Here is a 16,604-nt window from a genome sequence, read left to right as displayed (position 1 = left end):
ACCGCGACCAAGCAAAGAATGATCACGACCAGGAAAGAAACAACCGAGACCAAGAAAGAAACAACAGAGACCAAGTAAAGAATGACCGAGACCAGGAAAGAAACAACCGAGACCAAGCAAAGAATGACCGCGACCAGGAAAGAAACAACCGAGACCAAAGGGGTAACAAAAGGGAGCAGCAGGGTAACTATGAAAATAAAGACGCACCTGCTCCTTGGTTTAACCAGTATCTATAAAGTAAATGTGGTTATTAATCAGTGCATGGCGAGGTAGGACAAGCTGCCACACTTCTTAGATATGGTGATGATTTTAGAGAGATATGCAGCTTGCTTGTTTAAATGGGCTGTGGCTCTGTGTGGCAACAGTCTTTTTTGCATGCAGAAATAAATTAATTTGACTTTTTCATGACCCATCCGTTTGCAAAGGTTAGCCATATCTCACTTATTCATATGACTTTTTTATTTCATAATGAAAAAAGAAGGCGCTGAAATTAATTCAGGAGCCTTCTTTTTAATAATTTTTCCTGGCTTACAAGCATAAGTTGTTAACTTCTGACTGACACTTGTAGTAAGAAAATATTATTAAAATTGAAAGAATCCATCGGGTACTCTCTTTTCTTATTCAGTAACGAAAGGTACACAATCAGCTTACATAGTGAGATATAAAAATAAAAAAGTATTACCTCTGTTTACTCGTCTGATTCTCAGCTGAAAAACATTTTCGTTAATAATGGTATCTTGAATAGGGTCCAGTATACTCTTGTTACATTTTTTTAGTGTTCTCATAAAATATTCTGCTTCGAGCAATATGGTCAACAAGCAAGGGGAACTTAAATCCGCTGATTTTAATCAACTTCTGATTAAATTGATCCTGAGTAATGTGACCTGGAATTTGAAACTGACTTGGATGGTGTGAACCTCTTATGTTGTATTCATTTTTATTTTATTAGCGGCATAACTCGAGTATGTGTTGGGTAATCATTAAGAAAAAATTACTTCTTGGGACGTGAAACGTAAACTGCTAAATTTTGACCTGCCTGCACATTAATTGATAAAGGACAATTCTATAGACGATAAAAGATGACTATAGAACCCGCCCGTTGGTTAATAGGTAATTATGGTCTAGGACTCATATCGGAGGTAATTATGGAACAGCAAAAATATAATGATTTAAAAAAGGGAGAAAGAGGCGTTATTCTCAGTATCTGCGCTTATCTGTTCTTATCAGCTCTAAAACTATTCGTAGGTTTCACAGCAAATTCAGATGCGCTAAAAGCTGATGGGTTAAACAATGCAACGGATATTATTGCTTCTATTGCTGTGCTCATTGGTTTGAAAATTGCTCAAAAGCCGGCTGATGTAAATCACCGATACGGCCATTGGAAATCAGAAACCGTTGCTTCTATGGTAGCATCCTTTATTATGATGACTGTTGGTCTTCAAGTGCTTTATACAGCTATTTTATCTGTATTTGAGGAAGGAAAAGAGGCACCGAACTTACTGGCAGCCTGGACAGGAGCCTTCTGTGCTATAGTAATGTATATCGTATATCGCTATAACAAGAACTTGGCAGAGAAGATAAATAGCCAATCCGTTATGGCAGCTGCAAAAGACAATCTTTCTGACGCTTTGGTAAGTGTCGGTGCAGTAATCGGTATTATAGGTTCTCAGTTTAACCTTGTATGGCTAGACTCTCTAACAGCGGTTATCGTTGGTTTATTGATTTGCAAGACTGCATGGGGCATTTTTCGTGAATCATCACATGATCTTACGGATGCATTTGATGAGAAGCTGATTGTAGGTTATAAAGAAACGATCCTTAACACTTCTGATGTAAAAGGGGTAAAGAATATTAGAGCCAGGAATTACGGCAATAACATTGTTGTGGATGCTGTCATACTGGTTAAATCTACTTTGGAGTTAAAGGATGCTCATGATATCTCTACAAATGTTGAAGAAATATTGATACGTGAACATGGTATCTACGAAGTTCATGTACATGTGGAGCCAAATTAACGCTGGTAAACGATATTCTTCTTATTTCCGCTGGTATTGTTAGCAGTTATCATTGTTAACATTTGTTTTAATTCAGTGTAAATAAAATTGCCAATTGTTTTTTAGGACAATTGGCATTTTTATTTTTTCATCCGTTAAAACTGAGTCCAGTCAAGCTTGCGACCATTTTTCAACTTCTTTCATAAGGTGCAAAAGATTACCCTTCGCTCTAAGAGAGTATTCAATTCGTACAGGCGTTTCCCCGGAGAGACTTCTCGTTTAACGATTCCCTGATTCTCTAGTTCATTTAACCGGTCTGACAGAACTCGCCGCTCACACCTATCGCGGATTCAATAGTACTAAATCTCTTTGGCCCAGAAAGTAATTGGTAAATGATTAATTCAATCCATCGTACACTTAAAATGCCAATTGAATTTTTTTAACCATATTGATTTATTCATAAATAAGTCTGGTTTCATTTATTATACAACAAAAATATTTATCATTCCTAATTCATGACCAGGTAAGGCAAATCGTCCAAATAAGTGCACAGATTTTTGTCCGTACTTAGAACTTCGGTATGTTCGATAGGGATGCAAGAGATGAATCATTTTATATGATATTTTCTCAGTTTTTTATAAAGGTTGGCACGTGACATACCTAATTCTTTTGCTGTTAGGCTTTTGTTTCCATAAGTTTTTTTTAGTGTTTGAAGGATTCGTTCTTTTTCAAGCTTTTCTTTTTCATCAGTAAGTGATACCTTCATCCCAAAAACAGGGACAATAGGTTTTGCCAGCGGGAGCAGCTGAGTAATATCCGTTTCAGTTATTTCACTGTGTTCATTAAGGATTACAAGACGCTCAGTCAAATTTCGGATTTCCCTTATATTTCCTGGCCAATGGTATTGCTGCAACAGGTTGATTGTTTCCCTCCGGATAACTGGAACAGGTTTGCTATATTGAAAGGCGAGTTCGTTTAGGAATGTATGTATTAAATAAGGAATATCATCGATTCTTTCCCGAAGTGGGGGAATGCGAACAGAAAAGACATTTAGCCGGTAAAATAAATCAGAACGGAAGGTTCCTTCTGATACCATTGTTTCCAATATTCGATTTGTAGCGGCAATTATGCGTACATTTACTTTTTTCGGTGTTTGTCCTCCAATGCGATAGATTTCTCTTTCCTGCAAGGCTCTTAGCAATTTAACCTGCATATCAAGAGGAAGCTCTCCAACTTCATCTAAAAACAAAGTCCCTCCATCCGCCATTTCCATTTTTCCAGGTTTACCGCCTTTAGAAGCTCCTGTATAGGCTCCCGATTCATAACCAAAAAGTTCACTTTCGAATAAAGCATTTGGAATAGCGCCGCAATTTATTGGGATAAAGGGCTCCTCCCTCCGCAAGCTCTCCTCATGAATTGCCTGGGCAAACAGCTCTTTTCCAACACCGCTCTCCCCGCTGATCAGGACTGTGGCATCCGTTTTTGCCACTTTTTTCACATTTGTAATGATATGCTGAATGGCTGTGTTTCTTCCCTTGATCTTTGTGAAAGGATCGCCAAGCTGACTTTGGGTAATTTGCTGTTTTAACTGCTGCAGCTCCTTAGATGCTGAACTGAGCTTTTCATTCAGTTTGATCGTAGAAGTGATATCTTTTTCAACTGACATCGAGCCGATCAGTTCATTTTGCTCATCATAAATAGGATAGGTGCTTATTAACACATGTTTATCTGGCCGGGGCTGATGATACATATCCCGGACTGTTTGTTTTGTCTGGAGCACCTTTAAGTGCATAATATCTTCCTGCTGGAAGAATTTCTGTATGTTTTTTCCGATAATCTCATCTTTACTAATTTGAAAGGTTTTTTCTGCTGCTTCATTCCAATATACAATAACTCCTTCTGTGTTAATGATTGAGATGGCATCATCCAATGAGGATAACAGAGTATGCAAGGTAGGGCTGGCAAATCGATCGGCGGCTTTCAAAAAAATCACCCCATAATGGATTGTTCACAGTGTGTATATGAATGTTGACATTGGTACACATATGTGTTGATAAAAGAATACAATCCTAAATAAATTTTTGCAATTGAAAAAATATAGAATATTGAAACTGTTACGCTTTTTCAACTTGGCATAATTCTTGCAAGTATAAATAGATGTGAATGATATACCTAAAAGAAAAAAGGTACATGTTCAGGCAGAGAAATGAGAGTACTTAGCTACTCTGAAAAACTCGGCAAAGCACGAGTTTCGATGAAAACACAATACTTTTATTAAGGGAGAGACAAGTATGACAACAAAACAGATGAACACAGTTGAAGATTACAGGCATGAACCATTTACAGATTTTTCAAAAGAAGAAAATAAACGTGCCTTTGAAGAAGCTTTAACATTGGTAACTTCACAGTTAGGAAAGGATTATCCGCTTGTGATTGGCGGAGCACAAATAACGACGAAAGAGAAAATTGTTTCTATTAATCCTGCCAGCAAGGAAGTTGTCGGCCTAGTATCCAAGGCCACGAAAGAACTGGCAGAAGAAGCGATGCAATCAGCTCTTAAGGCATTTGAAACGTGGAAACAAGTTGAACCGGAGTTGCGTGCAGAAGTACTATTCCGTGCAGCAGAGATCATTCGCAGCCGCAAACATGAATTTTCTGGCTATTTGGTAAAAGAAGCAGGAAAACCATGGAAGGAAGCTGATGCGGATACAGCGGAAGCGATTGATTTTCTAGAGTACTATGCTCGTCAGATGGTGCAATTAAAGAACGGTGCACTTGTCCAAAGCCGAGATGGCGAGAAGAATACCTACAATTATATTCCATTAGGAGTAGGCATTATCATTTCTCCTTTTAATTTCCCATTAGCCATCATGGCCGGAACAGCAGCAGCGGCAATTGTATCAGGGAACACTATTCTTCTAAAACCGTCCAACAACACCCCGATCATTGCAGCGAAATTCGTTGAAGTCATGGAAGAAGCCGGCCTGCCAAAAGGCGTACTTAACTTTATTCCAGGCAGTGGTTCAGAAGTAGGCGATTATTTGGTCGATCATCCGAAAACGCGTTTCGTTTCGTTTACAGGTTCTCGTGAAGTGGGTTGCCGCATTTATGAGCGTGCTGCTAAAGTACATCCCGGGCAGATCTGGCTAAAACGTGTTATTGCTGAAATGGGAGGCAAAGATACAGTTGTTGTTGATAAAGACGCTGATTTGGATCTTGCTGCTTCTTCCATAGTTTATTCTGCATTTGGATTCTCTGGGCAGAAATGTTCTGCCGGCTCCCGGGCTGTAGTACATCAAGATGTTTATGATGAAGTACTTGAAAAAGCAATTGCCCTGACAAAAACATTAAAGGTTGGCAATCCGGTGAACCCTGAAACGTATATGGGTCCAGTTATTGACCAAGCATCTTTTAACAAGATCACCAAGTATATTGAAATTGGTAAAGAGGAGGGAAGATTGATGACAGGAGGACAGGGTGACGACTCCAATGGGTATTTCATTCAGCCGACAATCTTTGCTGATGTAGATGAAAATGCCCGGCTGATGCAAGAAGAAATTTTTGGCCCGGTTCTCGCGTTCTGCCAGGCGCGCGATTTTGACCATATGCTGGAAATTGCCAATAATACCGACTACGGATTAACAGGTGCACTCCTATCGAATAATGAGGAGCATATAGAACGAGCCAAAAAAGAATTCCATGTCGGAAATCTGTATTTTAATCGGGGCTGCACCGGCGCTATAGTCGGGTACCAGCCATTTGGCGGTTTTAACATGTCAGGAACAGACTCAAAAGCAGGTGGTCCTGATTACCTCATACTGCATATGCAGGCGAAAACAATGAGCCAATTAATTTAATCAAATGGGGCAGGCAAAAGAAGGCAGGTTTAACAAATGGACTTGAAACGTGCCTTCTAAAAGCCCTTATTTATATTTTATAATCGGTTTGGAGGGCAGACAATGTTAGCGGAAATTTCAAAAAATACGTTTCTTTACGCTTCGCAAAATAAGGCTCTAAATAAAGCCGCCAAAAAATGGGGCTTGCGATTTGGGGCTTCCCATGTAGTTGCGGGAATGACCATTGAAAGCGCCATTAAAAAGGTAAAACATTTGAATGAAAAAGGGCTTGTATGTACACTTGACCATTTGGGGGAATTCGTTTCTAGCAAAGAAGAAGCTCTGGAAGCAACGGATTACAATGTAAAAACGCTTGAATCCATTGCAAGAGCCGGAGTAAACAGTAATCTTTCCGTTAAGATGACACAGCTTGGTTTGGACATTAGCCGTGATTTTTGCGTCGCAAATATGCGGAAAATTCTTGACACAGCGAAGAAAACCAATAATTTCGTTCGAATAGATATGGAAGATTACTCGCATTGCCAAATTACATTGGATATTTTAAAGGAGCTCCGGGAAACGTATGATAATGTCGGTACGGTTATTCAATCCTATTTATATCGTGCTGAGCAGGATGTTAAGGATTTAAACGGAATCCCGCTGCGTCTTGTTAAAGGAGCCTATAAAGAATCTCCTGACGTGGCATATCAGGATAAGAAGGACATCGATGAAAATTATCTGCGTATTATCAAAGAGCATCTGTTAAGCGGCAGCTATACTGCAATCGCTTCTCACGACCATAATATAATAGCAAAGGTGAAAGAGTTCGCAAAAGATCAAAACATTCCTAATAATCAATTTGAATTCCAAATGCTGTATGGGTTCCGGACAGACATGCAGTTGAACCTGGTACGTGAAGGATATAAAATGCGCGTTTATGTGCCATTTGGTGATGATTGGTTTGGCTATTTTATGAGGCGCCTTGCTGAAAGACCGCAAAATGTCGCATTTGCACTTAAAGGGCTCTTCTCAAAATAAACAAGAATTACAGTATAGGTAGAATCGGTTAAAAGTATTAAATTCATTTTCGCTTCTAAAAGCAAACAAACATAACAGAATAACTGCGAATTACCGGAAAACACCCATACAAAATTGGGTGTTTTTATCATTATAACGAAAGCTGGCTATATGAAAATTAAACAGTATATAACCCCTATGAAACCTATATTGAATAATTAACTTGCCAAATGTAGAAGATTAATATAGTAAAAAATCAATAAATTGAAAAAATACTGTTAATTCAAAAAACATTATGATATTATCATATTAAATACAGTATCACTTTAATAATTACAGTATACATTGGTTTTGACAGTTTTCTGGAGGTAGTCAAATGGAAGAAGTGTCAAAAAGGATCCGCGAATTACGAAATGAAAAAAAACTGACATTAAAAGATTTGGCAGAAAAAACAGGACTATCAGTAAGCTTTTTATCGCAAGTCGAACGTGCTTCCTCTTCAATAGCGATTACATCGTTAAAAAAAATTGCGGATGCTTTTGAAGTGCCTATCACAAGTTTTTTTGAAGATTATGCAAATAAAAATTACAAAGTGCCAGTAGAAGAACAAAAATCGTTTCGTATAGAAGGGTCTGGCTCCGTATATACGAGGCTTGGCGGGGAGTTTTCTGGGAGATCCATTGAGCCGATGCTTGTAACGTTTCCGCAAGGACAGCCTTATGAAAAAACATTCAGCCATCCAGGTGAAGAGTTTTATTACATTCTTGAAGGAGTTCTGTTATTTGAAGTAGATGGGAAGGAGTATCTTATGAAGGCAGGAGACTCCATTCATTTCCCGTCACAGCTGCCGCATTCTGTTAAAAATCCCATTGATAAAGATGCAAAGGTACTCAGTGTGGTAACACCAGTTATTTTTTAATAGCTGTTATTTCTATAGATTGATTGAAAAGAAGGGTGGTTTGATCATGAGAGTTGCAACAGATATTGGAGGTACATTTACTGATTTAGTTTATGTGGATCAGCATGGGAAAATCGGTGTAGCAAAAAGCCATACAACGCCCCCAAATTTCGAAAAAGGGGTATTGGATGTAATCGGAGTAAGCGGCATTGATACAGCTCAGCTTGATACATTTATCCACGGTACAACTGTAATCATTAATGCTTTAACCGAACGAAAAGGTGTGAAAACGGGATTAATTACTACAAAAGGCTTCCGCGATGTGCTGGAAATCTCCCGGGGAAATCGGCCTGACCTGTTTAATATCCAATATGAAAAGCCAGCACCTTTTGTACCCCGCTATTTACGTCAAGAAGTGGAAGAGAGATTAAACTATAAAGGTGAGATCATACAAAAGTTACATAAAGATAGAATTCAAGAAATAGTTAAGTATTTTAAAAAAGAAGGGGTTGAAGCCATTGCAGTTTCCTTCCTTCATTCATACAGCAATCCGGTCCATGAAATTGAAACAGTGCAGTTAATTAAGGAATTATGGCCGGAAGTAGCGGTTACAGCATCACACGAAGTTACAAGAGAGTGGAGGGAATATGAGCGTACAAGCACAACGGTATTAAACTCATATGTTAAACCAATCGCTTCTTCATATGTAGACCGTCTTGAAAGAGAATTAAGCAATGTCGGGAATGATTCCAACAAATATATTATGCAATCAAATGGCGGAACAACTACGTTTGAACAATCAAAGCAAACACCAATCAATATGGTTGAATCTGGTCCAGTTGCGGGCATTTATGGCTCAGCCATCCTTGGAAAAATCATTGGTGAAGATAATATCATTGCATTTGATATTGGAGGAACAACTGCAAAATGTTCGCTTATTGACAGCGGTGAAGTAAAAGTCACGACAGAGTACAATATCGAACGAACAGAACGTACGGCAGGCTACCCAATTAAAGTCCCTGTAGTTGACATTGTGGAAATCGGGAATGGCGGCGGTTCAATTGCATGGATTGATGACGGTGGATCATTGCGCGTCGGACCTCAATCTGCGGGTGCACTTCCTGGACCGATTGCTTATGGCAAGGGTGGAACAGAACCTACTACTACAGATGCGAATCTTGTGGTCGGGCGCCTTTCTCCCAAAAACTTTGATAACCAAGTTGATATGGAAAATGTAAAGACAACCATTAACGAAAAAATTGCAAAGAAATTCAATACAACTGTTGATGAAGCAGCACTAGGCATTATCCGGATTGCAAACTCTAACATGTTGAATGCCCTTAAGCTAATTTCTGTCAGAAAGGGCTATGATCCTCGTGATTTCGCATTAGTTGCTTTTGGGGGTGGAGGCTCTATGCATGCCCCGGCACTTGCAAAAGAACTGGGGGTCCGCAAAGTTATTGTCCCTGTTGCAACTTCCGTTTTCTCCGCATGGGGAATGCTTATGACAGATTTGCGTCACGACTACATTCAGACTTATATCCGGCGAGTTGAAGGCATCAATTATGACGAGCTTAATGAAATTTTGGCAAGACAGGAATCTGAGGCAGTTGAACAATATGCAGGTGAAGGGGTAAAAGAAGAACACGTTCTTTTCTCTCGCTTTGTTGACTTAAGATATCTTGGGCAGGAGCACACAGTAAAAGTTCCAGTTCCTAACGGTAAAATTACAAAAGAAGGCATGAATGAAGTTATTCAGAAATTCCATGAACTACACCAACAGCTTTATACTTTTAAACTTGAAGAAGCTCCTACAGAAATTGTAAACCTGCATCTCATCGCGTTCGGTTCTGTACAGAAGCCTGAATTAGCGAAGCTTGAAAATATAGGAGGCACTTTGGAGGATTCTTTAAAAGAAGTAAGACCAGTTTTATATGAAAATCATGGATGGATTGACACAAAGGTCTATAACAGGACTCTGCTGAATCCGGATGCGAAGCTTTCTGGTCCGGTTATTGTGGAAGAGCAGTCAGCATCTACCGTGGTGTATCCTGGACAAAAAGTAACTGTCGATGCTTACGGAAACTTAATCATTGAGGCGGAGGTGTAATACATGGCTAATTCAGTTGTTACAAAAGTTGATCCTTTTACTTTGGATATTGTAAAAGATTCTTTAGTCGCTATAGGAGAAGAAATGTTTTATGCACTGGCACGTACATCGATGAGCCCGATCATTTATGAGGTGCTGGATTACGCAAGCGGCCTTACTGATGCAAAGGGGCAGCTGCTCACCCAGGGGAACGGGGTAACTGGGTTTATCGGGATGCTATCGTTCATGGTTCGTGAAACACTGGAAAGATACAATAAGGCAGGCGATCTAAAGCCCGGGGACATTTTTCTGATTAACGACCCTTATGGCGGCGGCGGCTCCCACCTTTGTGATGTCGGGTTGGTTATGCCGATCTTTTATAAAGGGGAGTTAATTGCTTTCTCAGCTAATAAAGCCCACTGGACTGAAGTAGGAGGCAAAGACGCGGGATCAATGTCTACAGATTCAACGGAAATCTACCAGGAAGGCCTGCAATTTCCTTGTGTGAAAATCTATGATGAAGGGAAATTGAACCAGGCTGTAGTGGAAATCATCCGCGCAAATGTACGTTTCCCAGACCTTTCATTGGGCGACCTATGGGCTCAGGTAGCTGCTTTGAAAACAGGCGAAAGACGCGTTCAAGAGCTCTGTGATAAATATAGTAAAGAAATAGTAGTGAACTCCATTAATCATTTACTCGATCATGGGGAACAATTGGCGCTTAAATCGCTTCGAGAGCTGCCAAAAGGAACTTATGAAGCTGTTGATTATATTGATGATGACGGCATTGAAGAAGGACCGTTCCGAGTTCAGGTTAAGGTGGAGATCACCGATAATGAATTCATTTGTGATTTCCGGGGAAGTCATCCTCAGGTAACCGGTTCCATAAATTCAACATTAACAGGCTTGGTTTCAGCTGTTCGCACTATTTATCTTGCAGTCACAAATCCTTCTCAAGACGTAAACGACGGCTCGTTCAGACCGCTCAAAGTTCTTACAGACGAAGGATCCATTTTTAACGCAGCAAGGCCAGCCCCTGTATCAATGTACTGGGAGTCAATGCTGTTTGGATCGGACTTAATTTGGAAAGCGTTAGCACCTGTTGTCCCTAACCGGTTGTCTGCAGGTCACTTTTTATCCGTGTGTGTGGCCATTCTTTCAGGAAAACACCAAGATACAGACGAACGTTTCCTGATTGTTGAGCCATCTGTCGGAGGATGGGGTGGAGACGCAGGGAAAGATGGGGCATCCGCACAATTCTGTATCCTAGACGGCGAAACTTTCAACATCCCTGTAGAAGTTTGTGAAACAAGAAACGGTGTATTAGTCGATGAGTACAGCTTGAATATTGATGGAGCTGGTGCAGGTGAGTTCCGCGGTGGGAACGGGGTTGTCCGCTCATACCGGTCCCTTACCGATAATCAAGTCTTTACTGCATCTTTTGGACGCCATAAGTTTAAACCTTGGGGAGCCAATGAAGGTAAGGATGGTTCCATAAATTATTTTGAGTTTATCAAGGCGAGCGGTGAGGTAGCAGGACCGTTTGGCAAGTACAACCAGTATCCTTTAAATAAAAATGATGTGACACGTCTCGTAACAGGAACAGGAGGCGGATACGGCAGCCCCTTAAAAAGGGCGGTTGAAAAAGTCGTCAGTGACGTAAAAAATGAGTACATTACAATTGAACAGGCAAAAAATGACTATGGTGTAACTCTTGATCCAGAAACATTGAAAGTACTGGAGTTATCCAAAGACCGACAATAAAGGTGGGAGCATAATTGCAAGTTGTTGCAGTAAACAGTGTAAAAGCGGAAAACCGCCCTGGTATTACAATGAAGACACTTTTTGACAGATCGGTCATTGAAGGCGGGCGGACTTTATTAGGAACTGTTAAAATTCCTCCCGGTGCGCGGATCCCCGTGGAAGGCACAGGTTCACATGACCAGGACGAATATGGGCTTATTATCAAAGGGTCTATTGTTACTATGAGCGGCGGAAAAGAATTTAGGGTATCAGCAGGAGAAGCTACTTTTATCCCACGCGGAGAAGAGCATTGGGCTTTAAACGATGGAGTTGAAGATTGCGAGATTGTATGGGTGCTTGTTGAAAGGTAAGTCCCTGAGTCCATACAAATATATCAACTAATTATTACTACAACCAGACAGAGCTGGCTCTTAAGGGTCTGACTCCTACTCACATTATATACAGCAACCGATTGTCTAATAGATTGCAATATATCGTGAAAGAGGAGTCAGACTTTTTTTTATTGAAAATTTCTAAGAAGGGGGCATTAGCCTTGTCCTATAGAAAGAGAATTGAAAAAGCACAGATTCTATTGAAAGAAAAAAATATTAAAGCAGTGATCGCCACTTCACCCTCTAATTTTTTCTACTTTACCGGCACATGGCTAGACTCACATGAGAGATTGCAGGCTGTTGTGGTAACCCAAAACGGGAAGCCGTCACTGATTGTCCATGAAATGTCAAAGGAAGAAATTCTGCCGGCAGATCTGTTTGATACATACTTTTGGAAAGACGGGGAATCATCCATAGAGCTATTGGCAAAATTACTTCCTGAAAGAGGAAGCATATCTGTTGATAACCAGTGGCCCAGCCAAAACTTGCTTACACTCATGAAGCTTACCAATCATCTTTCATTTGTTGACAGTACGGAAGTGATCGGTAAATTACGTATAAATAAGGATCAGCACGAAATTGCGCAGCTGAAAAAATCGGGGGCAATTGCTGATGACGTTATGAAAGAAGCTATTCAATTCATTAAGCCTGGTATAACTGAAAAGGAAGTTGCCGAAGAAATAAAGCGGCTGTTTGCATCGCATGAGGTTGCGGATTTGTCATTCAGCCCAATAGTCGGTACAGGAAAAAATGGAGCGATTCCTCACCATCAATCCGGTGATACGCCAATTACGGAAGGCGATATGGTTGTCATTGATTTAGGAGGAATTAAAGACCATTACTGCTCTGATATGACCAGGACCATTTATGTTGGATCTGAACCACCGGATGAAATTCAGAAAGTATATGAAATAGTAAAATGTGCACAGGCGGAAGCGGTTAAAGCAGTTAAGCCGGGAGTTCCTTTAAAAGAGATTGACCGTATCGCCCGTGACATTATCACTCAGGAAGGCTACGGTAAACATTTTACCCACAGAACAGGACATGGTTTGGGTATCGATGTACATGAAGAGCCATTTGTGACAGTGAACAATGATCAGCTGCTTGAAGAAGGCATGGTGATCAGCGTGGAACCGGGCATTTACTTAAACGGCAGATTTGGTGTGAGAATTGAGGATATTGTGGTTGTTACAGCTACCGGCTGTGAATCGCTCAATCATTTTACACATGAAATGATTGCAAAAAATGAAAATGCAGGTCTGACCATACAATAAAAGTTATTCTTCACCCAAGGCTGCAGCGACTGCCCGGTCTACGGGTCTTTGATAAAAAGTCTGAATTTTCAATATAAAGGAGTGGGAAAATGGGAGAACTGAAGGAGAAGCAAACGGCTGTAGGAAAGGACGAGGCTTTATCTGCAGTACCTTTACATGAGAGACAGCATTGGATGACTCCTGCTATGATTTTTGGAGGATTGGAGTTTACCATTCCTGTGCTCATGGTTGGTGCTGCCTTAGCAGCAAGTTTTTCGATGGCTGAAATTATTTGGGTACTTCTGGCTGCCATGATTGTGTTTCAATGGGTGGGCAATTCGCTTCAAGGCTATATCGGTGCCAAAACCGGGAGGTCTTCTTCCGTAATTGCTAAGTCCAGCTTTGGTGCCCTGCAAGCAAGATTTATTGTGGGACTTACTATTTTCGTAGTTTCGATGGGATGGTGGGCACTTCAGACGGCTGTTGCCGGAAATGCGATTGCCGCCATGTTTGGAATTGATTATAAAACAGAAGTTTTTTCGTGGGGAGTTATTACTGTTATAGCAGGCCTGTTATTTGCCCTTCCTGCAATCATTGGATATTCTTCAATGAAATGGACAGATTATATTGCTGTTCCGGCAGGACTGGTATTAATAGCAGGGGGCATCTATTTGTCTCTTCGGAATACAGGGTGGGAAACAATCTCTACCTGGAATCCGGATCAATCGATGAGTATTTTGGGAGCAATCTCCCTAGTTATCGGGGTAAATGTGTCCCAATGGGTCATCGCCTCGGATTATACGCGGTATGCTAAACCTGCAATGAAAGATACCATCCTTATTCCACTCGGCATAATTGCAGTTGGATTGCCGTTATTTTATGTTGGAGCTATTATGTCTGTTGGCGTCGGTGAAGCAGATATCGTTACTTTAATGCAAAATATGGGATTCCCGGTTTGGGGCTTCTTAATTTTATGGTTTGCTACATGGACCAGCCAAATTGTCAATAATTACAGTATGGGCCTAGCGCTTGCGAATATGATGAATGTGAACTCCGGAAAGGGACGTGCCCTATTGACACTTGGTGGTACAATCATTGCAATCGTCATCGCACTTGCCGGAATTCTTAACTATTTTACTGATTTTCTTTATATGACTGCTCTTATTTATCCGGCAATTGCAGGTGTTATGATGAGTGATTTCTTCTTCATCCGGAAGCAGCAGTGGACAGAAAACAAAGGCTGGAACTGGATGGCAACCATTGCATTAATTATTGGTACAGGTGTCGGCTATTATACTCAATATGTAAATGAATTTGGCTTGCCAGCGGTGCAATCATTGCTGGTTTCTGGACTTGTGTATTACATTACCATGAAAATTAAAGCCTCGGTGGCACCTGATGAATTTACGACTGTAGACCAAAGTAACACTCAAGATCAAAGGGATATTAAAATAGGATAGTCAAAACGGCGTGAAGAAAAAATGAAAGGTGGCAGTCACTATTTTATGAAAAATGGCGGCTGCCGCCTTTTTAGTTGTTTGATCAAACAATAGCAGCTTTACCTAATAATGAGTTGTCTTTCTTTGCTCATTCAAACAATAACCCATGCATGTTCACATGGGTTATTTGGGGATTATACTATATTGTTCTGGTGATTTACTTCTTTTTTCATGGACTGGAAGTATCCATATGTTAAGGAGCGCCAAAGCCATTCAAATGGACCAAATTTAAAGTTTTTCATCCATATATAACTAAATACGACTTGAAATAGATAAATTATTATGCAAATGAATGTCCCTGTAAGAAGGCTGACTTCACCGTAAAAATTAAGACCTAGAAAAATAAAAAGGGATATAAATGTTTGGGAAAGGTAATTTGTCAGCGCCATTTGTCCTGTATAACCGATAGGGCGGAGCAGCTTCTGCCAATTTTTCTTTCTAAGCAATAATATTAAAGAAGATATATAGAAAAAGCATAATGTTAAACCGCTTAAGCTTGTAAATAAATAAACGGCGGTTTCTTTATAAATTCCCAAATCTATAACGCTTAACTTAAATAGAGCTAAAAGAATAACAAGAGGAATGCTTAGGATTAAGGATACCCGCCAAATGCGATTTATTATAGAATGCTGGGTTGTATCAGGCTGGAAGATACCGATTTTACCTGCGTAAAGACCAAATAAAAACATAGCTAGCACAGTAATCATAGCAATTGGCTGGGTCTGTAAAACCTGAATAACTTCTTCTTTAAAACGATAACTAACGAGGTCTGTATATTGTGCATGCTGGTACACATCAACGTATTCTGCCAGCTGGCTCTGTAATTTGTGTTCTGCCTCTGCCTCTTTCAGTATATCTTCCGGTAAAAAGAATTGAATGGAAACCAAAGCATGAAATAAAAATAATAAGCTTAAAGCCCAGATCAGTATTGTTTTCGTTTTACGTTTGTAAAATAACAGAAGTAAAAAGCCGGTTAAAGCGTAAGTAAGCAGAATATCCCCAAACCATAAAAGAATTAAGTGGGCTCCTCCAAATAATAATAGGAAAAAGAGCCTTCGGGAAAATAAACGCCTTATCTTCAGACCTTTTTGCTCCGCTCTGCTCATAAAAATATAAAAGCCTAAACCAAACAAAAAAGAAAACATTGTATAAAATTTTGTTTGTACAAATAACTGAAGGAAAAGATCCAGCCAATAATCCAACCCTGTATATTCTGGATGTGTCTCAAGGAAAACCGGTGAATGGAAAGCAGGCATATTCACCAGGAAAATCCCCAATAACGCAAAACCTCGAATGATATCGATCGTTACTATCCTCTCCTTGGCTGAAATAGGTGCTGACTTCATATTACTATCTCCTTTTATTTTTAATTAGAGCCGTAAACAATGTTGGCTGCTTTTATCATACTGGAATCAGAGAAACGGGGTAAGTGCCGAATTAAACTTCTTCATGTGACTTGTTGGTGCAGTGTTAATTTTCCTCCATACAAGTGAAATATCTAAAGAAAAGCTATTTATAGAGGATTACTTTAGTAAATTCTTTCTATAACCGTACAGTGGAAGGTGTTTGGCTAAATACAATGAATAACGGCCAAAAAGTGCAGTATCAACGAAGAAGGATGTAGCAAAATTTGTTGCAGCGCTGGAAAATAATCAATTGGTGTCCGAGAAACAAAGGATCAAATGACTTCATCTGCAATCAAAGTCAGCTTCATGGACGTATACTATGGCTACGGATGGCGGATGGTACAGCACAGAAAGTTTCTATTTATTTAATGAAAAACAAATTGCACCCGGAGGATCGAGCGACAGAAGATCTTAATGGTCTTCTGTTTTTAATTGTGCGCCCGGCATGGGTGCAGTCTATAGGGTGTGAGTCCCGAG

The 16,604-nt window shown here is 40.1% G+C and carries 12 protein-coding genes and 3 pseudogenes; 11 read left to right on the top strand and 4 right to left on the bottom strand.

Features of this window, described 5'->3' with window-relative positions; genetic code table 11:
• Window positions 1-236, top strand: a pseudogene (locus D0469_RS16755) (hypothetical protein); the annotation flags it as partial.
• Window positions 237-698: 462 nt separating this feature from the next.
• On the opposite strand, the pseudogene D0469_RS22225 reads toward D0469_RS16755, so the two are convergent.
• Window positions 699-846, bottom strand: a pseudogene (locus tag D0469_RS22225) (DUF2935 domain-containing protein); the annotation flags it as partial.
• Window positions 847-1,145: 299 nt separating this feature from the next.
• Between D0469_RS22225 and D0469_RS16750 the strand changes: the two are divergent.
• The gene (locus tag D0469_RS16750) at window positions 1,146-2,015 is read left to right on the top strand and encodes a cation diffusion facilitator family transporter (protein ID WP_117327871.1); all 870 of its coding nucleotides are present in this window, start codon (window positions 1,146-1,148) and stop codon (window positions 2,013-2,015) included.
• Window positions 2,016-2,165: 150 nt separating this feature from the next.
• On the opposite strand, the pseudogene D0469_RS16745 reads toward D0469_RS16750, so the two are convergent.
• Window positions 2,166-2,424 (bottom strand): annotated as a pseudogene (locus D0469_RS16745) (winged helix-turn-helix transcriptional regulator).
• Window positions 2,425-2,601: 177 nt separating this feature from the next.
• A complete protein-coding gene (locus D0469_RS16740) occupies window positions 2,602-3,978 on the bottom strand; it encodes a sigma-54 interaction domain-containing protein (RefSeq protein WP_117327870.1) in 1,377 nt (458 codons plus the stop codon).
• Window positions 3,979-4,285: 307 nt separating this feature from the next.
• On the opposite strand from D0469_RS16740, the gene pruA reads away from it, so the two are divergent.
• The 8 genes from pruA to D0469_RS16700 all read left to right on the top strand — a co-directional run bounded on the left by pruA (window position 4,286) and on the right by D0469_RS16700 (window position 14,682).
• Window positions 4,286-5,851: an L-glutamate gamma-semialdehyde dehydrogenase gene (gene pruA, locus D0469_RS16735; RefSeq protein ID WP_117327869.1), complete on the top strand. Its 1,566-nt coding sequence runs from the start codon at window positions 4,286-4,288 to the stop codon at window positions 5,849-5,851.
• Window positions 5,852-5,953: 102 nt separating this feature from the next.
• Entirely contained in the window at window positions 5,954-6,868 is a 915-nt protein-coding gene (locus D0469_RS16730) for a proline dehydrogenase family protein (RefSeq protein WP_117327868.1), read from the top strand.
• A 355-nt stretch (window positions 6,869-7,223) separates the two neighbouring features.
• Entirely contained in the window at window positions 7,224-7,766 is a 543-nt protein-coding gene (locus tag D0469_RS16725) for a helix-turn-helix domain-containing protein (protein WP_117327867.1), read from the top strand.
• A gap of 46 nt (window positions 7,767-7,812) precedes the next feature.
• Window positions 7,813-9,855, top strand: a complete 2,043-nt coding sequence (locus tag D0469_RS16720) for a hydantoinase/oxoprolinase family protein (RefSeq protein WP_117327866.1) — start codon at window positions 7,813-7,815, stop codon at window positions 9,853-9,855.
• A gap of 3 nt (window positions 9,856-9,858) precedes the next feature.
• Window positions 9,859-11,598 carry a hydantoinase B/oxoprolinase family protein gene (locus tag D0469_RS16715; protein ID WP_117327865.1) on the top strand — a complete coding sequence of 580 codons (1,740 nt, stop codon included), beginning with the start codon at window positions 9,859-9,861 and terminating at the stop codon, window positions 11,596-11,598.
• A gap of 14 nt (window positions 11,599-11,612) precedes the next feature.
• Window positions 11,613-11,948 (top strand): cupin domain-containing protein, encoded by a 336-nt coding sequence (locus tag D0469_RS16710; RefSeq protein ID WP_117327864.1) that lies wholly within the window; start codon window positions 11,613-11,615, stop codon window positions 11,946-11,948.
• Window positions 11,949-12,130: 182 nt separating this feature from the next.
• Entirely contained in the window at window positions 12,131-13,243 is a 1,113-nt protein-coding gene (locus D0469_RS16705; protein WP_117327863.1) for a M24 family metallopeptidase, read from the top strand.
• Window positions 13,244-13,332: 89 nt separating this feature from the next.
• On the top strand, window positions 13,333-14,682 hold the full coding sequence (locus tag D0469_RS16700) for a purine-cytosine permease family protein (protein WP_117327862.1): 1,350 nt from the start codon (window positions 13,333-13,335) through the stop codon (window positions 14,680-14,682).
• A 173-nt stretch (window positions 14,683-14,855) separates the two neighbouring features.
• Here the strand turns inward: D0469_RS16700 and D0469_RS16695 are convergent, their stop codons facing one another.
• On the bottom strand, window positions 14,856-16,067 hold the full coding sequence (locus D0469_RS16695; RefSeq protein ID WP_117327861.1) for a DUF418 domain-containing protein: 1,212 nt from the start codon (window positions 16,065-16,067) through the stop codon (window positions 14,856-14,858).
• A 284-nt stretch (window positions 16,068-16,351) separates the two neighbouring features.
• Between D0469_RS16695 and D0469_RS21755 the strand changes: the two genes are divergently transcribed.
• Window positions 16,352-16,604: hypothetical protein (locus tag D0469_RS21755; protein ID WP_233523098.1), on the top strand; the 253-nt coding region annotated here is incomplete at its 3' end.

Source organism: Peribacillus saganii, assembly GCF_003429095.1.
Classification (GTDB): Bacteria; Bacillota; Bacilli; order Bacillales; family DSM-1321; genus Peribacillus; species Peribacillus saganii.
The sequence above is the reverse complement of the archived record's forward strand: the minus strand, read 5'-3'. Positions and strand labels throughout refer to the sequence as shown.